This is a genomic window from Acidicapsa ligni (assembly GCF_025685655.1).
GTDB classification, from domain to species: Bacteria; Acidobacteriota; Terriglobia; order Terriglobales; family Acidobacteriaceae; genus Acidicapsa; species Acidicapsa ligni.
Genome location: NZ_JAGSYG010000001.1, coordinates 1,433,127 through 1,454,583, shown reverse-complemented (window position 1 = coordinate 1,454,583; position 21,457 = coordinate 1,433,127). Strand labels below are relative to the sequence as shown.

Here is a 21,457-nt window from a genome sequence, read left to right as displayed (position 1 = left end):
GCGTGAAGGTTTCGACTTTCGTTTTCTCGACTATTGTCCTCACCAGCATTTCAATGGCTGGGCTCGGCCAGACAGAGAGCCGGCCGATACTGCGACTCTCCCAATCGATTGAGCTTCCCAATGTTCAGGGAGGATTCGATCATCTTGCCTACGACTCTGTCGGAAAGAGGGTCTTTGTCGCTGCTGAAGACAATGGAAGCATCGAAGTGATCGATCTCCAGAAAGCGGTGCGGATCGCGAATATCCCCGGATTTCAAAGCCCGCACAGCATCCTCGTGCGTCCCGGCTCTTCAACCATCCTGGTCACCGACAGCGGCCCGGATGCTTCTGCTTTGGTGAACTCGGTCACCTTGAAGAAGACTCGTCAGCTCAAGCTTGCTCTAGGCGCAAACTGCATCCTCTTCGATTCGCAGCGCAAGCGCCTCTATGTGACCGCTGGCGGCGATCGTGTGCATCAGTCCTCTTCGATCCTGCAATCGATCAACCCCGATACGGGCGAGATCGTGAAATCGGTGACTGTGAACGCGCTTCACCTCCAGCCGATGGCTCTCGATCTCGCCACCAACCGGCTTTTTGTCAATCTCGCCGATCAGAATGCAGTCGGCATCTTCAACGCCGACAGCTTGCAAAGGATCTCGACGTGGAAGATCCCAGGGTGTAAGAAAAACTCGCCCATCATCTTCGACGGGGAACATCATCGGCTGTTTGTCGTGTGTGGCGATCCCGGTGTCTTGTTCGTATTGGATTCTGACAGCGGATCGGTAAAGACTTCGATCCCGACGCCACCCGATCCAGATGATATGGACCTCGATCCTTCGGCAAATCGGCTATTCGTTCCCGGAGACGGCTCATTGAATGTCTATGACGTGTCCCGCTCCAATCATGTGGAGCTGATCCAACGGGTCGCCACGGCGAAGGACGCAAAGACTGGGCTGCTGCTGCCTGGGCAACGAAGATATCTGCTCGCGATCCCATCCTCAAAGGCCGAAAAGGCCCACATCGATGTCTTCGATGTGCATTAGCCCAATAAATTCGATTATCTGATGCAGCATACGAAGGCGCGAAAGTGGAGAAGAGAGCGGTGAAGAGTTTGCGTGAATTTGTCGCGGTCGTTACGACCGTAGTTTCGGCGACGGCTCCGATGTATGGTGCCAGCGAAGTGCTGCCCAAAGACGCTATCCGGCACGTCGTCGTGATCTATCAGGAGAACGTCTCCTTCGATCATTATTTCGCCACCTATCCGGTCGCTCTGAATCCACCGGGAGATCCCAGGTTCATTCCGCAGCCAGGGACGCCGGAGGTAGAGGGTCTCTCCGGCGATCTGCTGACCCGGAATCCCAATTTTCTCAATGAAGAGAATGGCAACGGTCGCGCGAACCCGTTCCGGCTCCGCCGCGATCAGGCGGCAACTGCCGATCAGGACCACAACTATCAGGCCGAACAACTTGCATACGACGGCGGCAAGATGGATCTGTTTCCCAAGTCGGTTGGCAGCGCAGACGGACCGCGCATTCCCGGTGAGAAAGCGGGAGTTCCTTCCACGACAGGCCTGACGATGGGGTACTACGACGGCAATACGGTGACCGCGTACTGGAACTATGCGCAGCATTACGCAATGAGCGACCACCAGTTTGACACGGTATTTGGCCCTTCGACACCGGGCGCGATCAGTCTCGCATCCGGCCAGACGAACGGTGTGGTGAATGACCAGAACGCGCAAGGCGGCATCGTTGCCGATGGGAGCGGCGGATTCACCATCATCGCCGATCCGCAGCCATCGGGCGATGTCTGCTCCAGCACGTCCGACGCGCTGGTTCATATGACCGGCCGCAATGTTGGTGATCTGCTGACCAAGGCGGATATCTCCTGGGGTTTCTTCCAGGGAGGGTTCGACCTGTCGGTGGTGAATCCCAACGGGACAACGGGCTGTCGTCGCAGCTCGGTCTCTCTGACCGGGCTGAATAAGCGGGACTATCTGCCGCATCATGAGCCCTTCCAGTATTACAAGTCGACCGCTAACCCGGAACATGTTCGCCCGAAGTCGGTCGCGACGATCGGCACCAATCAGGATGGAGCCGCGAATCATCAGTACGACCTGCATGATTTTGTCGATGCTGTGAAGGCCGGCAACTTCCCCGCCGTCAGCTTCCTGAAGGCACCCGCCTACCAGGACGGTCACGCGGGATATTCGACACCCTTGGACGAACAGAAGTTTGTGGTCGGGATGATCAACTTCCTTCAGCAGCAGCCGGAGTGGAAGCATACCGTGGTGATCATTGCCTACGACGATTCGGACGGTTGGTATGACCATCTCACGGGGCCATTGGTGAATGGCTCCGAATCGAAACTGGACCAGCTAAGCGGCGCCGGCAAGTGTGGCGATATGTCCACCGCTCTAGGAGGCATTAGCCCCGAGACAAAACACGCGGCTGGCCGCTGTGGATACGGCCCTCGTCTTCCGTTGCTTGTGATCTCTCCGTGGGCCAGGCCGAACTACGTCGACCACAGCGTGACCGACCAGACCTCCATCCTGCGACTGATTGAGGACACGTTTCTGAATGGCGCGCGTCTCGGTGGTGGCTCCTTCGATGAGAAGGCGGGCTCGTTGAAGGGTATGCTGGACTTCAGTAAGGGCAAACCGCAAAACCTGCGAAAAATACTTCTCGACCCGGAGACGGGAGAGGTTTCTTCGGCAAAGTAATCGCGAGAGATTCGACGGATGCGACAAGTATTCGCTGGCCAACAGAGGGACGGGTAGTGGTGAAGAGGTGGACTCGCAGACGCCTGATGAAACAGGCAGGATGGATGCTCGCGGGTAGCGGACTGTTCGGCAGAAAAGTGCGCGCCATGCAACGCGGCGGGATGGCGATGGGTGGAAGGAAAGAAACACCTGCCCATCGTCCTCGCACGATGGATGCGACGAAGCTGGAAGCTTTTGTTGATCCTCTGCCACTCCCGCAACGCCTCCACGCCGCCGGACGGCGTTCCTCAGAGATCCATCGGGCGGTCAATGCTCCGTACTATCGCGTCCACATCCGTGAGATCGCGTGCAGCATGCATCGTGACCTCCCGCCGGCACGGATGTGGAGTTATGGAGAAACGTCTGCTCCGGTGGTTTTTGAGACCCGTAGCGCCGAGGGCGTCCTCATCGATTGGTGGAACGAGTTGCCGGAGAAACACTTCCTGCCGCTCGACGCCCCAATGCCTCATATGCAGGATGCTCCCGAGACACGCACTGTGGCACATATGCATGGTGCGCGCGTGCCGTCCGACAGCGATGGCTATCCCGAAGATTGGTTTGGTCCCGGCCGGAACAAGTTGTGCTTTTACCCGAACCATCAGGACGCCGCGGGGCTATGGGTGCATGACCATGCGATGGGCGTGAGCCGGATGAACGTATTCGCCGGCCTGATGGGTTGGCATCTGATCCGCGATGAAGTGGAGGACAAGCTTCGCCTTCCGGCCGGGAAATATGAGTTGCCGCTCCTGATCTATGACAGGAGCTTCGATCCTCGCGGCCAGCTCTACTACCCGAATCCGCCCGACGAAGGCGCGTGGGCGCAGGAGTTCATCGGGGATGCGATGATCGTCAACGGCAAGGTCCAGCCGTATCACGATGTCGAACCGCGACGGTATCGATTACGGATTGCCAATACGGCAAACTCGCGGTTCTTTTCGCTTGCGTTTTCGAATGGGCAGAGCTTTCAGGTGATCGGATCTGACCAGGGGCTGCTCTCTGCGCCGGTGGAGATGAAGCGGCTGGTGCTTGCTCCCGCCGAACGCACAGACATCGTCGTGGACTTTAGCCTGGCACGCGGTCAAGCTGTCGTCCTGATGAGCGATCATCTGCAGCTGATGCAGTTCCGGGTTGGCAGTGACCACGTAGTCGATGATAACCAAATTCCCATGGCGCTGCGTCCGATCGAGCGGATCGATGTAACGAAGGCGGTGCGGACCCGTGAGCTGACCCTGAACGAGTTCGATAGCGACAATGGCGAAGCGATGGTCATGTTGCTGAACCGCAAGCATTGGGCAGAGCCCGTGACCGAGATCGTGAAACTGGATTCCACTGAAATATGGAGTTTGATCAACCTGACCGAAGACACTCATCCGATCCACTTACATCTGGTGCGTTTTCAAATTCTCGATCGGAGGAGTTTCTCGACCTACGATTATCTCTCAGACGGAAATCTGCGATACACGGGGGAGTCGATGCTCCCTGAACCTCATGAGCTTGGGTGGAAGGACGTAGTCCAATGCCCTGCAGGAACGGTCACCCGAATCATCGTACCCTTCCACGGCTACTCGGGGAGATATCTTTGGCATTGTCATATTTTGGAGCATGAGGCTAACGACATGATGCGGCCTTATCAAGTCATTGCATAGACTCAAGACTATCCCTGGGACTCCCTGACTGCTATCTCGGAGGAATCGTCTTCTTGTATCCCATGACGAACTCGGGCCTTGAGGATGGAGCGCAAGCTGCTTATTTATTCGTGGACGAGCCAGTGATGAGTATTTCGACGATACGCCGAGCGCTTTACTGCCACCCCGACGCGAAGCTGGCGGAGATAGGTTTGCAGGTTGGTTCCGAGACCTACGCCGCAACTGCTTCCGGAAGTCCGTCTATACGGCGACAAACGGACGCTTACCACCTTCCTGATATCTCATGACGAACTCCGGGTAACGTATTAGCCAGGAATTCAGATCGATGACATGGCTGCCTTCTAGCGCGACGCGAAGCTTTGGATTTTTTAAGCCGCGCCTTAGGATGGCCAGAATGATCCTGCCTCCATCTCCCATTTCGAAGCAGTTGTTGAAGGCCCCCTCATTGACGATGCGGTCGCGCATGATGGTCCGGAGTGCGTATCTCAAACGATATTCGTACGCGTCTAGTTGATAGATCCTGTCCAGCAATAAGTCTCTCCGTTGCTTCTAATCGATGTCATTATCCCGACGTTCAAAGTGTTGCGTACCATTTCGGCGATATTCCGCGGCAGCAGCAAAGAGGCTAGCAGAAAGAAGGATGCCGAAGAATGCATAGCCGAATGCGAATTCAGGCTGGGGTTTGACGAACGCCCCGATTAAGCTCAACACGAACCCCATGAGAGATAGCCAAAACATGAGGCTATAGGAGGCGATCAAAAGGATCGCTCGCAAGTGAACCTTTGCTGGTGTTCCGGATGGAATCATCGATCGACCATTCTTCTGAGGTGTGTGTTCAAGACTTCGCAAGACGAACGGAAAAGCTGTCCAACGCTGCAGATACTGCAAGTGACTCGACCGCTCACCAACTTCCAGTTTCGCGTCTTGCTCGAACCGGCATGCTGTCCGGCAGCGGATAGAGGTCGCCGCCTGCTTGGGACGCCGCAGCAGAGGCCTCCTTTTGAGGAGAATACTCAAGTGGCCGTCTCAGCAAAATCTGATAAAGCGATATTTGACCCGCTCGTGTCGATTCCACGGCACAAGCCAAACAAAGCTCCCATGCTCTCACCGACCTTCGACATGTCATTCGCGATAATTCGTGCCGATGTTTCGCTAGGGCACTAAACCAAAGACGGAGGGTCGCTTCGAATTGATCTCTCAGTTCCTCAATGTTCGCAATGACAAAACCCGCCTTCTCTACAGACTCAAGAATTAGAGAAAGCTTCGGGAGGGTGCGATACGCGAAGCCCGAGCCTGTTTCGAATTCAAGGTCGAGCGGCGAAGAGGATCTCGTAACAAAATCAACCAGAAAGAGGCCCCCCGGACTCAGCTTCTGATAGATGCTCCGAAAGTAATCCAAATGCTGAACGTCCAATGCCAGTTCCGTAAACCCAACACTCGCGATCTTGGTAAATGGAACTCGGACCTCCTGAAGATCTTTGTACGTTCCACGATGGACAGCGCAACGAGAAGTGAGCCCGGTCTCGACAAGTCTCAGTTCGACGGTCGTAAGCTGCTCGTTGCTTTGCGAAAACCCGTGGGACGGGGTTTCGTGAAATGCTCCCGCGTGTAGAAGGAGGCTTCCCCAGTTGCAATTGAGGTCCAGAAACCGATCGGTCTTGGTTAGCTGCAACTTGTTGCATATTCGTTCAAGTCCGGTCTCCTGCGCATGATTCAGGTCTTCTTCAGGTGTCTGGAAATACGCCGAAGAGAAGACCATAGAGCTTCCAAGCCACAGCCGGTAAAACTCATAAGGACGTTCGGGGCGAATGGAAGATGAGACCACTGCCCGTTGCTGCCGGAGATGGAGAAACGTGCGAACGTGCATCGCCAGGTTCTCGGCTGTTCGAATCCCGCGGCGGATGATTGCGTGAGTACCCCCACCGCTCGTTTCACGTATAAGCCTGTACGAACGAAGCGCCGTGTAGAGGTCTCCTTCAACATCTATTTCTCCGGTGATGAAAGAGTCCGCGACAGCGGTGTCGCTCGCCGAGGATATGAATTGTTGCCAGGCACCCTCAATCCGGAACGAAATGATGAATGTTGCTGGCTGGCAGGACGAACTCCAGATCGATCCGTCCCAGAATCGAAACGAGAAGTGCGGCCCCGCGTAATGGCGGAAGTTGGCCGGCAGCGAGCGGGTCGCTGTCTCAGTATCAGAAGAAGACAAGAAAGCCTGAGAGGTGGGCATTTCAACCTCCCACGCAGACAGTAGACTTTACGGAAGCTGAAATGAGGATGATGCAGCCGGGCACAGAAATAGGCATAGACGCGCTCCTTGAAGAAACCTTCATAGGAGTCATCAGCTGATCTCTCTGCGGGAAACATCAGCGGTTCCGGTGGATTCCATCACCGTCCGATCATCATGGGAAGCGTAGCTGTTCTCGAGTTTGAAAGTCAAGCTTCTGGTTTAGAACAGACTGCTTCCTGATGCCAACGCGCTCTGACGGTTTTATTTGAGCCGAGCAGCAACTAGTCGAATCTGGCCAGGCGATTAATCCCATTGAATGCAGCCGCTTTGTAGCATTCGGCGAGGGTTGGATAATTGAAGACAGTATTGACGAAGTAGTCGATCGTTCCATTCAGCACCATCACCGCCTGGCCGATGTGTACCAGCTCGGTAGCGCCCTCTCCGATGATATGCACCCCTAGAATCGCTCGTGTTTCGCGATGAAAAATGAGCTTCAATCTCCCGGTTGTGTCGCCGCTGATCTGACCTCTGGCAATCTCTCGGTAATATGCCACCCCTACTTCGTAGGGCACGTCTTCCTCTGTGAGCTGTTCCTCCGTTTTCCCGATGAATGAGATCTCGGGGATCGTGTAGATACCATATGGGTATGCCTCCGCATGGGATCGCACGGTTTCATCAACAAATATCCGAGCCACTGCAATCCGGCCTTGTTCCATCGACACGGAAGCCAGACTGGGAAATCCGATGACATCTCCAACGGCGAAGATGTTTGGGGTGTTGGTACGATAGTCCTTATCAACCGGAATTCTGCCTCGAGCGTCTGCTTCGATTCCGGCGGCCGTCAGGTTGAGTTCTTCGATATTTCCTGATCGTCCTACGGCATAAAGTAAGGCTGCGCCTGAAACCTTTTTCCTGCTTTCGAGATTTGCAACCACTGTTCCATCTTCCTGCTCTGCGACGCTCTCTACCTCTTCATTCAATCGCATCGTGACTCGGCTATCCCGCAGGTGATAGCTGAGAGCTTCAACGATCTCGTGGTCCGCGAACTCCAGCAATGTTGGCCGTTTCTCAATCAACACGACACGGATACCGAGCGCCGCGAACATGCAGGTATATTCGACACCGATCACGCCACCGCCAACCACAATCAGTGTCTTTGGGAGTTCCCTAAGCTCCAAGATCTGATCGCTGTTGATGATGTTCCTCCCGTTGAGGGAGACCTTCGGTGAAGCTGCCGGTTTGGTCCCGACCGCGATAACGATGTTTTCCGCTTGGATGAGATTCGCGCCGTCCGGGCCGGCTATATGCACTGTGTGTGGGTCTTGGAATGACGCAGTTCCATTCATGACTTCGACCCCATTTCTAGACAACTGGGATTGGATCACCTCGATCTCCGTTTTGATCACATGCTGGACTCGGAACGTGAGGTCATCCATCGAGATCTTCTCCTTCACGCGATAGTTCAGACCATAGATAGACCGGTAACTATATCCGGAGAAATGGAGAACGGCTTCACGAAGAGTTTTGCTTGGAATCGTGCCAGTGTTGATACAAACTCCACCAACAACATTTCGTGTCTCCGCAAGAGCGACACGCTTTCCCTTCTTAACACCGGCGATAGCCGCACGCTGTCCCGCAGGTCCGGAACCGATTACGAATAGGTCATATGTATTCATGGGGACTGCAATGCCTCCGAAGTTTTGGTTGCTAGCTTGTGTACGTTGTATCGTCTGACTGAATGTCTTGTGGCGCCTCGTTGCGGCATCTTGATCCCGCAACGACGAGTGCCGTTTGGTCGTCCTCTCCAGAAGCGCTTGTCTCTGTTGTCAGCTCGTGCGACTGAAATAGCGGTTGTACCGTCCCTTTCTGTATGGAGGTCAACCGGCACATGAGGTTAATAAATCGGTGGACCGAGGTCGAGGCTTCATGAGTTCTGTGCAGACACCCAAAGGGGATGGTGATTCGCCGGTCCAAAGGAAGCCTCGCAACACCAGGCGGAAGGACCGCTAGAAAATTAGCGGGCGCAAAACCGACCGCTCTCTCATGGCGAATCGCTTCGAGGAAATGTGATTTGATACGAGCGGCCGACCGCCGCGGGCGAAAGCCTTCCTTCCTGCATTCCCACGAAAGAAGATCGTCGACGCCCGGCATGACGGTGGTTGACGGTACCACCCATGTCCTTTGACGTAGCGATGCGAGGTCAATGGGCCGAACGTTGTTCGCCAGCTCCTGCACCAAAAAAACCATCATCTCCTGGTCGTAGAGCTTTCGAAAGCTCAGCCTGGAGAAGTCAACCGCTGGCCAGCCGTAAAGCAATGCGATATCGATCGCTCCAGAGTAGATCCCCCTAACCTGTTCTTTGAAGTTGCCTCTCGATACCCCGATTCTGATAAAAGGCCATGAGGCGACTGCTGCCTGTTTCATCCAGTCCGCGATGTCATGTTCCGATTGAGCGTCCTCCATGATGCCAATGCGACGGAAGACATCATCGTCAACATCAACTGAACATAATGAGCGGCGAAGACGCCTTCCCGCCTCGGTCAAACTTGCTGTTTTTGTCTGAATAACACACAATTCAGTCCCGTAATCCTTCTCCAGCTGTGCGATGGAGATTCGGATCGTGCGCTGAGTTACGCCCCAACGAAGTGCGGCGCGCTTCAGGTCCCGCTCTTCTGCCAGGGCAAGAAAATAGAGTCTAGGATCGTGATTCATGAAGGCAGATACCACCTTTCGATGCACACAACTCCAAGCGATCCTCCTCTCCGGAACGACGGGAAGATGCTTGAACGTTCATCGCACACATCCACTGACGTCGTGTGCGGCTTCGTTTTAGGTGGGAAAATACAAACTCCTACCCGATTAGGTAGGAGTCATCAGCTTTCCATGTCGGAAGCAGTTGGGGCGGATTCCATCGCCGTCTCCATTCTATGGAGGTTTGACTGCTATATCAAGTCGTGTGCGTCACATTGCAACCATTCCATATGCGAAAGACCTAATATCCGAAAGACAGAACATTCTGATCAGTAAAGTCTTAAGCGACGGCGCCCGTCTTGTCTTCACGTTTAGGCGCTCGTTTTCCGTATCACGCCAGCCCCCTATGATCATCGCTAGAACGAAACATCCGGGCAGCGGAGGTCACTCCGATTTGCATGCGGCCTTATGTCCGACGTTTGAGAAGAAATTCCTCAATAGCCCACGCCAGCCCATCCTGAGAGGATGTCGTCGCGGTTACAGTAGCAGCACGCCTTACTTCTGCGGGAGCTTGGCCCATCGCGATACTGAAGCCGCTCTTTCGGAACATCAGGATGTCATTCTCTCCATCCCCCGCCGTCGTGATCGCCTCGGGAGCAATGTTGATCGTTGCACCGATCGCTTCGATGGCGCTCCCTTTGTTGGCATCGGCATGAGTGATCTCCAATCTGTTCGCAAGAGAGCATGAAAGCGAGATCTGCTCACCAAACTTATTAGCCAGCAGATTTTGGGCTGCAAGGATCGTGTCATGGTCATCGCTGATCCCCGTGATCTTGATGATTGGACCATCGAGGTCAGCCAATGTCTTGAATGGCAGGGGCTCGAATCTGACCACGTCCGTCTCGTGGCGCACATGGTCTGCATCTAGATTCGGTACGTACCAACTGGTCTCGGTATAGATCCAGGGCCAAAGTCCTTGAGATTCGACAAGTCCGTGGATTTCCTCAGCCAGCGCAGGGCGGAGAGGGTAGGCCGACAGAATGTCCAATTGTGGATCGATAATGACGCCTCCATTGAGCGCCGCGCACGCGTGCTGGAGCTCAAGCTCGTCAATCAACCATTTCAATCCTCGGGCTGGGCGGGAACTTATGAGGGAAACGAGAATTCCTGCGTCCCGCAGGCGCTTGATTGCTTTGCGGGTAGCATCCGTCAACTCCTTCTGTGCGTTGAGAAGAGTGCCATCTACATCGGAGACAAACAGTCGAGTTTCATGCGGTTCCATAGTCCCTCCCTTTATGCTGCCATCGAGAACATGCCGAAGAATTCTCCACGACGGTAATTGCCAGCGCGGCTCTTCTCCGCGGTTAATGCGTTGTTGCTCGGCTAAGGACGCTGCTTTTCGCGCAAGAGGCCCATTGGACAAGAAAAGTTCTGTAGCCTCTTGTTCTTCGAAGCAATTGAACCGGTCTGCAACACGTATAACTGCTTGAAGGATCGCCGGGTGTTCGGTGCTCGGAGCGATTTTCAAGCCGATCTGCGCGGCATTCAACACGATTCCTGCATCTTCCTCGAAAAGGAAGCCGTGGATCTTTTGCCAGTCATGCGCCGATACACCAAGTTCCCGTAGCAGTTTCATGGTCGCCCGGCAGCGCCATCGTGCATTTCCTCCTCGGACCTGGACATTTGTCAGCTCCTTGAGCGAATGCACAGCATATGTTCGGGCTTGCTCCGGTACCTTACGCAAGGCGGCCAACGCGGCTTCTCGGCAGAGGTCATCCTCCAAAGAACGGAATAGCAGAGGTATAGTCTCTGGGCGGCAGAACTCTCCGATTGCGAAAAGTAGTCCTTCCGTAGATCGCCGCTCTGCAGCATGCAGCAAGACATCATAGGTCTCCTGAGTCTTCCATCGGAGAAGCGCGTGTGCCACCGCACTGCGCACGGCGTCCTCCGCAAAGAGGACCTGGGCATCGGCTGCTAGTTTCCCTTCACGAAAATAGGCGGTCAAGGTCTCATACGCCCCCAATCCTGCTAGGATCCGGACCGCTCTGCAACGCGGTTCGGCGATGGTCCTTGGACGTGTGTGCAGCAAAAAGTCTGCCAGAAAAGGTACGGCTGGCTGGCCCGCGGAAAGAAGTTCACGTTCGGCGCCTTCGCCGTCATGCAGTGATTCCAGGCCGTGAATCAGAAGCTTGATCGATTCTTCAGGAGCAGTGAGAGGGATGGCATTCATACTTTTACTCCTTCGTTGCAAACGGAGGGAAGATACCAGTCCTCCCGCGTCAAAGGCAGATGGCACTGTCCTCGGTCCGTACTACGGCTGAGCAGAGTCTGGTAGAGCTCGATGTCCCCTCGACGAAATGCGGCAGCCGAACCGGCCATGTAAAGCAGCCAGGTCCGGTAGGTAGACTCAGGCACATGTTCAAGAACTGCATTGGCATGACGCTGCAGGTGCTCAACCCAACGGCGCAGCGTAAGGTCATAATGCTCCCGCAGGTTCTCGACGTCTCTTACCTCGAAACCCGCAGACTCGGCCGCTGTGAGAGCCTGCGATAGAGTCACGAGCTCCCCGTCTGGAAAGACATAGCGATCAATGAACGAGGATTTCCGAGCTGGAGAATGATGGGCACGGGCAATTCCGTGATTGAGGAAAGTACCCCCTGGTTTGAGTGCCTTCCGGACAGTAGTGAAGTATTGTGGCAGATTCTTGAGACCAACGTGCTCGAACATTCCGACGCTCGCGATCTTGTCAAAGGGGACCGTCACATTGTCTAGTGTGCGGTAGTCCCTCAGCTCCACTTTGCAGCTCTGGGTAAGGTGGGCTTCCTCGATACGCATCTCCGCCACGCGAGCCTGTTCCTTGCTGAGCGTGATTCCCTGAGCGTATGCTCCATACTCCTTCGCGGCATGGAGGATGAGACTGCCCCACCCGCATCCGATGTCGAGAAATTGCTCGAACGGTTGAAGCCGGAGTTTACGACAGAGCAGATCGATCTTGTGCTCTTGTGCAGAATCCAGAGTTTCACCCTCTTCGTGAAAATAGGCGCAGGAATAAGTCAACGTCTTTCCAAGCCAGGGTTGGTAAAACTCAAACGGCTGATCGTAGTGGTGTTCGATTGCGGAACGATCCCGGGAAGGTGAGTGGCGCGATCCATTGCGGAAGAAATTACCGACGCCGACGAGGGTCGCCGCGAGCAGTTGAAATAGCTCTTGCCGAAGAGTACTCGGACGGGTTAGCACATGCTCTCCGACGGAGAAGACAGAAAAGAGGTCGCCCTTGACATCGATATCGCCCCGAACGAAAGCCTCTCCCAGGCCGACTTCATCGGGATTCTCAATGAGCAGACCGAGCGCATCGGCACTGCGGACATCAATCGTGCACGCGGGCTTTTGATTCTCTGAGGAATGCCAGCACCATCCATCCCATAAATGAATGGCAAAAGTCGGACCACCGTAATCGCCGAACAAGCTATTGAATGCTTTTGTTCTTTGTTCTTTTCCTAGTACCTGCATCATCAAACGCTCCTTTATGAAATGACTCAGCATGGCTCCTAAGAGCCGATGAATGTCCCCATCATGTCGCCGTTAGTAGCGAGTTGACCGGTCAGTAGAATCGAGGTCAGTGCGCGCCGATCCCGTTCCGAAATTGTCATCTGGGAGATCTCCTCGATCGTCTCTTCGATCGGATACTCGTACTCCTTGAGTGCGAGCCGGCCGTCTTCCCATACGGCGTAACAGGCGAGTGGGCGGCCTGTTTTCGGCTGTCCCACGCTGCCCGGATTAACGACGACACAACTGTCGATTTGCCGAATAAAAGGTTTGTGAGTGTGGCCGACAAACAGAACATCAGCATCGATCCTTTGCACCTCGTTGGACCACTGATCCGAGTCTTCCGCGAGGTATCCAAACAAAGGATCCGATGGAACCGCATGAACGAGATGAAACTTCGTTTTGTCGATGATGACTTGCTTCCGGAGAGGCAGCTCCCGTAGAAACGCAAAGTCGTTCTTGGTGCAGACCTCTTGGGTGTAGTGGCGCGTAGCGTCAGCTAGGCTGCGATAAGGTGGAGAGCAGTCCGGCGTTACGTTGAAACCTGCAGCGTGGTCGTGATTGCCACGGACAACTGCAGAGGCATGTATGTCCACCCACCTTATGGTTTCGTGGGGGCGAGGACCATAACCCACTAGGTCACCAAGACACCAAAGCGAGTCGTAGTTCTCTTCGGGAAGGGCCTTGATGGCAGCCAAATTGGCGTGGATATCAGAGACGACAACGATCTTCATACGCCCGCCCTCGAGGCGCAAGGATTTACTGGAAACCTTGCGCGGCTTCAAATTTGATCGAGGTTCTCACATGGGCAGGAGACACCCCGACGAGAGCCTCGTCAGGAGTCATCATCTGACCATCAAGCAGCAGGATGGAACAGCAGTTTTGGCGAACTCCTTCGCCGTCGCATCTGGTTGACATCAATCGATGCGGCCACCATCTTATCAGCTTCCAATTTAGTTTCGCAAGACATGGGATGACGTGGTCGAGCGAGCCTCATCGAGTGCAACAACTAGGTAGCTCAAGTCTGTTCCCTAAGCCAGCTCTGGAGCCCCGGGTGCAGCCGAAGACTGCTCATGTTGTTTTGCGTAAACCATCCGGTCGCATCCGTTTCCGCACTACAGTAAGCGGAAAACGGTTCTTCAACGTCCGCCTGGATCACATGGAATTGCCAATTTCCTCCGCAATCCTGGATCTTTATCCCCGTGATGCGATAGGAAGGCAGCCGCCCGATCTCTTCGCCAAACTCTCGTTTGGCAGCTGCTTCAGGCGACTCTCGATCACGAATGGCCCCGCCAGGTATGCCCCATGTGCCCGGATAATCAACGGCAGACGAACGCTGTTGAAGCAGAAAGCAGGGTTCTCCTTCCAACGGCACGTAGCGGAAGAGAAAGCCAGCACCTCCGGCGGTCCCCCAATGAACGTGCCCCAAGTCGCAAATGGCCCAGCACTCCATAAATCAACGTTACCTCGAAAGTAGCCGCAAACTATAAGGAGAGAATCCTGCATTACTTCACACGGTCGGTCTCCGCTCCGCGGTGATTAGGATGGTCCAATCGCTCGCAATTGCGCTTCCGCCTTATGCCAGTAGTGTTCCTGATCGCCGTCTGATCGACCTTCGTTCTCCCAGAATCGATAAGCCAGTCGTGCCACCTCGTCATGCGACGGATGAAAGACTGCCGGCTCGACCGCGACTGGGGACTCCGCAGGTTGCTCTCGCTTATTCTTGGCTGCGCCTTTTTTACTATTCGACACCATGCTCCTCTCTCTGATCGGATTCATGGGGACTTACCTCGTGCCATCTCTGATGACTTGGGCTTTGTCGGTCACTTCCCATGTGAAGGTGTCGCCCTCTCTTCCAAAATGGCCATATGCAGCGGTTTTCTGGAAGATGGGCCGTCTCAGATTCAGGCTTTCGATAATGCCGGCCGGGGTCAGAGCGAAGTTCTTGCGAACGAGTTCAACGAGCTTCGACTCGGCGACTTCGCCAGTGCCAAAAGTGCCTACGCGAATTGATACCGGCTCAGCGACGCCGATCGCATACGCAAGCTGCACTTCGCATCGCCGCGCCAGACCGGATGCCACAATATTCTTTGCGATGTAGCGAGCCATGTAGGCCGCAGAGCGATCGACCTTGGTCGGATCTTTCCCCGAGAACGCGCCGCCGCCATGACGGCCCATACCACCGTAGGTATCGACGATGATCTTGCGACCCGTCAATCCCGCGTCACCCATTGGTCCGCCGATTACAAAGCGTCCGGTTGGATTGATGTGGTATTTCGTGTTCTCATCCAGCAATTCGACGGGGATCACAGCCTTGATCACATGTTCCATGATCTCCTTGTGAAGCTGGTCAATGCCGACATCTTCCGCGTGCTGCGTCGAGATAACGACGGCATCTACGCGGACCGGCTCGTGGTTGTCGTCATACTCAACTGTTACCTGGCTCTTTCCATCGGGCCGCAGATAACCCATCTTCCCACTCTTTCGAACTTCGCTGAGCTTTGAGGCCAGCTTATGTGCCAGAACGATGGGCATCGGCATCATCTCTGGAGTCTCGTTGGTGGCGTAACCGAACATCATCCCCTGATCGCCCGCGCCCCCTGTATCTACGCCCTGGGCGATGTCAGGAGACTGGCGGTTGATGGTAGAAATCACCGCACAGGTATTGGAGTCAAAGCCTTTGAGTCCGTGGTCATAACCAATTTCCTTCACGGTATTGCGGACTACGGTCTGGAAATCGACATATGCATTCGTCGTGATCTCGCCTGCGACGACGACAAGACCAGTGCACGTGAGCGTCTCGCAACCCACGCGGCTAAACGGATCCTGCGCCAAGCAAGCATCGAGAATAGCGTCAGAGATCTGATCAGCGATCTTGTCCGGATGACCTTCCGTGACAGATTCGCTGGTAAAGAGGAAGTGGTCATTAGTAATCAAATTTGTTGCTCCTTGTTGAATTTATGAACTCGCTGGCCCTCTCTTGAGCCCAATCGACGCGCGTCACCGGCGAACTCCATCGCCAAGGTTGTATTGCGCGTCAAAGAACGACACTAGAAATGGCGATACCAGTCTTCCCGCACTTTAGAAGCTGCGCTTTGCCCCTCGGCATTCTTGCTCAAGAGAAGCTGAAGGATCGCGATATCGCCTCTTCTAAAGGCTTCCGCAGATCCCGTCATGTATAACTTCCAGATGCGGAAGGTCTCGTGATCTGTCAACGCAATGGCTTCTCGTTCATGAAGGCACAGCGCCTCAACCCACCGATGAAGCGTTTCTTCATAGTGTTCTCGCAGGTCTTCCACGTCACGGACTTCAAACCCTGCGCCTTCGGCCGCCCGGGTCATCTCCGTGAGTGTCAACAATTCACCGTCTGGAAAGACATACTGATCCATGAATGACGGTCGATCATTCGCTGCATGGGTCGACTGCGTGATGCCGTGGTTCAAGAAGAGCCCTCCTGGCAGGAGCAAACGATATGCCTCTCGAAAATATGCATCGATGTGGGTCTGTCCGACGTGCTCGCACATGCCGACGCTTGCCAGCTTCGTCACCGGCGCCTGGACTTCGCTTAAATCACGGAAGTCACTCAGGTAAACCTGCGCTTGCCCTTTCCGATTTGCACCGGCGATCCGCTCATTGGCATAGTCCACTTGCCTCTGGCTGAGGGAAGCCCCATAGCCAACCACTTCATACTTTTCGACAGCATGAAGTACAAGGCTTCCCCAACCGCATCCGATATCCATGAAGCGATCACGACCGCTCAGGTCAAGCTTGCGACAAATCAAATCCATCTTGTCGCACTGTGCTGTGTATAGATCGTTTCTCCAATCTCGAAAGTAGGCGCACGAATACACCATCGACGGACCAAGAAACAGTTTGTAAAACTCCGGAGGTAGATCGTAATGGTGGGAAATGGCTGCCGCATCCCGCCGTTTTGAATGCACGGCGCCCCAGTGCAAAGCCCGTGATGTCCGGTTAATCAGCTGCTTTGCGGCAGTTCGGAATGAGGTTCCCGGCAGGTAGTCTTGCAGCGCTTGCTCAATTTGGGGGAGTGCTCGAAGGGCTAGAAACAGATCTCCAGCAACCTCAATTTCACCCTTAATGTACTTCTCGCCGAGCGATACTTGGTCGGGTGCGGTTGACAAGGTATGCCATGCGTTTTGATTGCAAAGAAAGATCTCGAAGACGCTTTCGTCCACCGCCGAACGCCAGACGGAATCATCCCAAAACCTGATTGAAAATGGAGGGCCAGAGTAATCGTCAAAAATTCCACTCAAGAGGGAAGAGACTCTTTCGGCTTGACCCTTATGAAGAGACGGGGAAGGACTTTGCGCCTGAGGCGTAAGTGGGAACGTAGCGGACATAGCGGCTCCTATGAATTCAAGATTCATAGGAGTCATCATCCGTACGATAGCGACGGCAGCGGGGTGGACTCCATCACCCTTGGATTGACTTCAACGTATATCCAATGAGCTTTGGTGCTGTCAAGCTCGCCACCAGACGCCCCTCTCTTGAGATTGTGGCTTGGAGGCAATCAGAATGGCGTTGAACAGCCACGCTCGTGCAGGAAAGCAATTACGCACGGGCATGGAGATGCCATTGACAGCGGGCGAAAGAAACTGGCATTCTCTGAAGTCGACTGAGAATTGTTGATGGCGATGGGGTTCGCCCTGAAACGTCCCCGGACTGATGACCCCTTCTGATGTATGTCAGGAGAGGTGTATGTCCAGCCAGCTCAAGCAATCGCCAAGTTCCATTCCCTTGCAACCTGAACTTACCCAGCGCAGGTTTACCATTCCCGAACCTCTTTCGCGCTATGGACGGGAAGCGGTCGTTCTCGGCGTTCGGATCATCGACTTCTTGTTGCGATTCTGCACCGGCATACGGGAGTTCTCGAAGCGCTCTGACTGCATTCTGAGAGTATCGGTCAGCCGATGTCCGTCCGAGGTTGTTCTTCCCGATGCCAGAGTGATAACGCAAGGTGCCCGACTGCTGGAACTGCACTTTTGGAATGAACACCTTATTCATTGTCTTGGCCCGCATGAACTCTTCGGTTGGGGGTTCTGCCTGCAACGACGAATTCGCTTCTCGCTCATGCTGCTGGCCGACTGGGCGATGGCAGATGGCGATTTAGCGGACTTCGAGGGAGTCCACGCCTCTTTGACAGTCTCATTGGACCGTGTAGAGAGAGTTTTTCGTGAACTGGGCTTCACGATCGAGTACCCAAAGAGGACTGCTCCCCAGCGGATTCACGATTTCCTAGACAACGTCCTCGTCGGTGGGTTGATGTGGGCCTTTCATCCGTATGGTGCGCGAAAGGGAAAACGTGTGCCGAGGAGAACGGAGCTTTGGATTTCGAGATCTGACTTCCTGCGCATCTACGGACGGGCCATATACGCTTCCTCTGATCGGACCGCCTAAGAGGCCAGCTTTCATCGATTGGGCGCTTTGAGGACAGGATAGGAGAAGACTTCCGCAAATCGATACATGATGCAAAGCAGGGTCTGTATGGTCGGTCGATCTGCCAGAGTGTAGTTCGGTCGGCTGGCGACCCGGCGTCGCGCGGGTAAGTATACTTCTCACACGTGAGCTACCGCCTTGCAGCGCTCGTGGGAATCATCCTGATCATGGCCTCCCTTCAGGATGCCTTCGAAGTTGTCCTGCTTCCGCGGCGAGTGGAACGCAATTTTCGGTTCGTCCACTATTTCTATCGCGCGACCTGGGCGGTCTGGTCCCGTATGGGAGCGATTTTGCGCGTGGGGACGGCCCGTGAAAGCTTCCTGGGCATCTACGGTCCGCTTTCGATGGTATTGCTGTTCGCTTGCTGGGGGGTCGGCCTTATTACAGGCTTCGGGTTTCTGCAGTATGCTCTTCAAGTCGGCGCCAGCTCCGGTGTGACGGCTACACTCGCTCATCAGATGTACATGAGCGGTGATGCCTTCTTTACCCTCGGAGCAGAGGTGCCTACAGCACAGACGCTCGGTTCGCACCTCCTCATCTTCGTAGAAGCGGGAATCGGGTTTGGATTCATTGGCCTCATGGTGGGATACCTCCCGGTCCTCTATCACCACTTCTCGCAACGCGATCTGCAGCTAATTCAATTGGACGCTCGTGCCGGATCGCCTCCTACAGCCGGAACTGTGCTCTCCCGATATGGGACAGAAGGGAATCTTCATGAATTGAATGAATGGCTTCGAGAGTGGGAGGCCTGGGCTGCAGAGTTGATCGAGAGCCACTCCTCCTACCCAATGTTGGGCTTCTATCGATCTCAGCACGAGAAACAGTCCTGGCTTGCTTCCCTGGCGATCATCCTTGATTGCTGCACGATTATCGTAGCCGGGGTGGACAAAATGTCTCCTCTCCAGGCTGGAGGGACCTTCGCTGCTGCACGTCGCATGCTCATCGAAATTGGGCGCTCTCTAAATGTAAAACCTATACCGCAACCTGATGGACGTCTTCCCAAGGAGAAATTTGAGCAATTGGCTGCTCTGCTCGTAGCTTCAGGGTTTGAGTGGAAGAGTGGTGCCGAGGTCGAGGAGACAATGAGATTGCTGCGCGGCACTTATGAACCAATGCTGCAAGGCCTGTCTTCTTATCTTCTTCTCCCCTTGCCGGCATGGCTGCGTGACGGAGAAGGGGTTGAATTGGATGGTAGAGGGTCTTTGGCAAAACGCCTCATGCAGCGCGTGGATTGAAGATGTCTGAGAGCGCAACAGGCCCGGATCGATTCAGCTGCTTGAGTGGAAGCTCTCTTTGAAGCTAAAATCGTTTTAGCAACTGGCGATGGAATCCGCCGAAACCGTCTTCCGAAATGGATGACTGATGACTCCTACACCTTCGTGTAGGAGTGTCTTTTTTTGTGCTCCCGCACTCGCATTGAGAGGGAGCACAAATGACCAATTATCTCCACCTTCCGATCGGCAAACAGTCGCCTGAGATTGTCACTGCGGTCATCGAGATCCCTAAAGACTCCTCGAACAAGTACGAATACGACAAGATCCTCCATGTCTTTCGGCTAGATCGAAATTTACATTCACCTATACACTACCCGGCCGATTATGGCTTCATTCCACAGACGCTCGCCGAGGATGGTGACCCGCTCGACATTCTTGTGCTCGGGGAATCGCCGACGTTTCCTGGCTGCGTGTTTCATGCACGCCCGATTGGCATGTTCGAGATGTTGGATCAGGGCGTACCTGACGAAAAGATCTTAGCCTACGCTACCGGAAATCCACGCTACGGCGAAATCGAGTGTTTTACGGAAATTTCCCCTCACATTTTGAGGGAGATTTCGCACTTCTTCTCGACCTACAAAGACCTCGAAGGAAAACGAACAAAAGCCTTGGGGTGGAAAGACACCGCAGCGGCGCACCAGATGATTACGACCTGCCACGAGCGTTTTCTGAATCGGCGTGTAGCTGCGGAGGACGAGCATGAACGGTCGTATTCGAAGGCATAGAAGAGCTGTACCTAAACACAAGTGGATAGGACCCGTCCTCTGGGTCTTGGCGGTTGCCTTTCTTGCGCTCACGATTGCGATCCTCGTGAAGACATCGCCACACAAAGGTGCACCCAAACCTCCCGTAGCTGCGGCGATTGTTCTCCCAATGGGGGTGGCGTCGATTCACGCGATCGAATCGCGAAGGCGTCACGATGCATCCTTTGGGGCCGTTGTGAGGCGACAGTCGAGGATGATGGCGACTCGTTCTCGAATTGTTCTGAGTCAGTCACTGCGGAATAAAGAGAAGGGATATTCCTCGTAGTGCACTAACCCTTACGTCGATCAGGCCATGGAAATGAGACCCGATGAACATGAGTATCTGCAGACGGTCGCGCGACCGGTTTCGGCGCTCTCGAAGGACCATGCCGGTGGTTATATCGGCTTCATGCATGCCAACTCCCGCGCGCAGTTTCTCTATGCCGCGTCCGGCAGCATGAAGGTAACGTTCGATTCCGGCTGTTGGATCGTTCCTCCGCAGAGGGCCGTGTGGTTGCCCCCTGGGTGTCTTCATCGGACCGGGAGCATCGGTCCGGTGCAGATAAGGACTCTCTACATCCGAACAGACGCGTGTCCTTTCGAAGCGCCTGGAGTTGCCAGGATGATCGGAGTTTCGGCTTTGCTCCGTGAATTGATACTCCGCGTGATGGATATGCCCGTTGAATATGACGAGAAAGGGCAGGACGCCCGAATTATCGCTGCTTTACTCGGTGAGATCAACTGGGCTGCGATCAATCCTGTAGGCCTTCCAAAGTTACACGATCGACGTCTTCAGAGCATGGAAGAGATACTCCTGAGAACTCCGAACGACAGGAGCACACTCGATCAATGGGCTAAACGTCTCGGAGTTTCCCGACGAACACTGAACCGTCTTCTTCAGCGCGAAGCGCACCTCTCCTTTCAGGCATGGCGCGATCATATCTGCGCCTTTTCGGCGCTACCGCTGATGGCTGAGGGGCGGCCGCTCACGGAGATTGCGAGCACCGTCGGCTATGAGACGGCCTGGAGCTTCACTGCAATGTTCAAACGCGTGACTGGCATTGCCCCAAGCCGCTACTTTTCGATGGAGGGCAATGTATGACTAGGCCAACGAAGCTAGAGAATCAGAC

At 54.6% G+C, this 21,457-nt stretch carries 19 protein-coding genes and 6 riboswitches; of the genes, 8 read left to right on the top strand and 11 right to left on the bottom strand.

Going from position 1 to position 21,457, the window contains the following annotated elements:
• Positions 1–2 precede the first annotated feature (2 nt).
• From OHL19_RS05950 to OHL19_RS05935, 4 genes are all read left to right on the top strand, one after another.
• Complete coding sequence (locus tag OHL19_RS05950) at positions 3–1,022, top strand: YncE family protein (protein WP_263356696.1); 1,020 nt, start codon at positions 3–5, stop codon at positions 1,020–1,022.
• A gap of 59 nt (positions 1,023–1,081) precedes the next feature.
• Positions 1,082–2,701 carry a phospholipase C gene (locus OHL19_RS05945; protein WP_263356695.1) on the top strand — a complete coding sequence of 540 codons (1,620 nt, stop codon included), beginning with the start codon at positions 1,082–1,084 and terminating at the stop codon, positions 2,699–2,701.
• An 86-nt stretch (positions 2,702–2,787) separates the two neighbouring features.
• On the top strand, positions 2,788–4,386 hold the full coding sequence (locus OHL19_RS05940; protein ID WP_263356694.1) for a multicopper oxidase family protein: 1,599 nt from the start codon (positions 2,788–2,790) through the stop codon (positions 4,384–4,386).
• 53 nt (positions 4,387–4,439) lie between these two features.
• Positions 4,440–4,673: a hypothetical protein gene (locus OHL19_RS05935; protein ID WP_263356693.1), complete on the top strand. Its 234-nt coding sequence runs from the start codon at positions 4,440–4,442 to the stop codon at positions 4,671–4,673.
• 262 nt (positions 4,674–4,935) lie between these two features.
• Here OHL19_RS05935 and OHL19_RS05930 read toward each other — a convergent pair whose 3' ends face one another.
• The 11 genes from OHL19_RS05930 to OHL19_RS05890 form a co-directional block, all read right to left on the bottom strand.
• A complete protein-coding gene (locus OHL19_RS05930) occupies positions 4,936–5,403 on the bottom strand; it encodes a hypothetical protein (protein WP_263356692.1) in 468 nt (155 codons plus the stop codon).
• Positions 5,288–6,253, bottom strand: a complete 966-nt coding sequence (locus tag OHL19_RS23025; RefSeq protein WP_396126665.1) for a class I SAM-dependent methyltransferase — start codon at positions 6,251–6,253, stop codon at positions 5,288–5,290. Before OHL19_RS23025 ends, OHL19_RS05930 begins: the two co-directional genes overlap by 116 nt.
• 458 nt (positions 6,254–6,711) lie before the next feature.
• Positions 6,712–6,788: riboswitch (Fluoride riboswitch) on the bottom strand.
• Positions 6,789–6,897: 109 nt separating this feature from the next.
• Positions 6,898–8,292, bottom strand: a complete 1,395-nt coding sequence (gene sthA, locus OHL19_RS05925; protein ID WP_263356691.1) for a Si-specific NAD(P)(+) transhydrogenase — start codon at positions 8,290–8,292, stop codon at positions 6,898–6,900.
• Positions 8,293–8,323: 31 nt separating this feature from the next.
• The gene (locus OHL19_RS05920) at positions 8,324–9,328 is read right to left on the bottom strand and encodes a LysR family transcriptional regulator (RefSeq protein WP_263356690.1); all 1,005 of its coding nucleotides are present in this window, start codon (positions 9,326–9,328) and stop codon (positions 8,324–8,326) included.
• A 145-nt stretch (positions 9,329–9,473) separates the two neighbouring features.
• Positions 9,474–9,541: riboswitch (Fluoride riboswitch) on the bottom strand.
• Positions 9,542–9,773: 232 nt separating this feature from the next.
• Positions 9,774–11,537 (bottom strand): HAD family hydrolase, encoded by a 1,764-nt coding sequence (locus OHL19_RS05915; RefSeq protein ID WP_263356689.1) that lies wholly within the window; start codon positions 11,535–11,537, stop codon positions 9,774–9,776.
• The gene (locus OHL19_RS05910) at positions 11,534–12,820 is read right to left on the bottom strand and encodes an SAM-dependent methyltransferase (RefSeq protein WP_263356688.1); all 1,287 of its coding nucleotides are present in this window, start codon (positions 12,818–12,820) and stop codon (positions 11,534–11,536) included. The genes OHL19_RS05915 and OHL19_RS05910 overlap by 4 nt, the downstream gene beginning before the upstream one ends.
• 35 nt (positions 12,821–12,855) lie before the next feature.
• On the bottom strand, positions 12,856–13,587 hold the full coding sequence (locus OHL19_RS05905; protein ID WP_263356687.1) for a metallophosphoesterase family protein: 732 nt from the start codon (positions 13,585–13,587) through the stop codon (positions 12,856–12,858).
• 95 nt (positions 13,588–13,682) lie between these two features.
• Positions 13,683–13,762: riboswitch (Fluoride riboswitch) on the bottom strand.
• Positions 13,763–13,871: 109 nt separating this feature from the next.
• A complete protein-coding gene (locus OHL19_RS23020; RefSeq protein WP_396126644.1) occupies positions 13,872–14,306 on the bottom strand; it encodes an NUDIX domain-containing protein in 435 nt (144 codons plus the stop codon).
• Between the two features lie 86 nt (positions 14,307–14,392).
• Positions 14,393–14,632: a DUF2934 domain-containing protein gene (locus tag OHL19_RS05900; protein WP_263356686.1), complete on the bottom strand. Its 240-nt coding sequence runs from the start codon at positions 14,630–14,632 to the stop codon at positions 14,393–14,395.
• A gap of 6 nt (positions 14,633–14,638) precedes the next feature.
• A complete protein-coding gene (gene metK / locus OHL19_RS05895) occupies positions 14,639–15,790 on the bottom strand; it encodes a methionine adenosyltransferase (protein ID WP_263356685.1) in 1,152 nt (383 codons plus the stop codon).
• 113 nt (positions 15,791–15,903) lie between these two features.
• Positions 15,904–17,214, bottom strand: a complete 1,311-nt coding sequence (locus OHL19_RS05890) for an SAM-dependent methyltransferase (RefSeq protein WP_263356684.1) — start codon at positions 17,212–17,214, stop codon at positions 15,904–15,906.
• Between the two features lie 19 nt (positions 17,215–17,233).
• Positions 17,234–17,301: riboswitch (Fluoride riboswitch) on the bottom strand.
• A gap of 194 nt (positions 17,302–17,495) precedes the next feature.
• Positions 17,496–17,556: riboswitch (Fluoride riboswitch) on the top strand.
• 16 nt (positions 17,557–17,572) lie between these two features.
• Between OHL19_RS05890 and OHL19_RS05885 the strand changes: the two genes are divergently transcribed.
• The 4 genes from OHL19_RS05885 to OHL19_RS05870 all read left to right on the top strand — a co-directional run bounded on the left by OHL19_RS05885 (position 17,573) and on the right by OHL19_RS05870 (position 21,429).
• Positions 17,573–18,271 (top strand): YkoP family protein, encoded by a 699-nt coding sequence (locus tag OHL19_RS05885; protein WP_263356683.1) that lies wholly within the window; start codon positions 17,573–17,575, stop codon positions 18,269–18,271.
• 164 nt (positions 18,272–18,435) lie between these two features.
• Entirely contained in the window at positions 18,436–19,545 is a 1,110-nt protein-coding gene (locus OHL19_RS05880) for a two pore domain potassium channel family protein (RefSeq protein WP_263356682.1), read from the top strand.
• A 75-nt stretch (positions 19,546–19,620) separates the two neighbouring features.
• A riboswitch (Fluoride riboswitch) is annotated at positions 19,621–19,689 on the top strand.
• A 53-nt stretch (positions 19,690–19,742) separates the two neighbouring features.
• Positions 19,743–20,309, top strand: coding sequence for an inorganic diphosphatase (locus OHL19_RS05875; RefSeq protein ID WP_263356681.1), 567 nt, complete (start codon positions 19,743–19,745; stop codon positions 20,307–20,309).
• Positions 20,310–20,646: 337 nt separating this feature from the next.
• On the top strand, positions 20,647–21,429 hold the full coding sequence (locus OHL19_RS05870) for an AraC family transcriptional regulator (protein ID WP_263356680.1): 783 nt from the start codon (positions 20,647–20,649) through the stop codon (positions 21,427–21,429).
• The last annotated feature ends 28 nt before the right edge of the window (positions 21,430–21,457 follow it).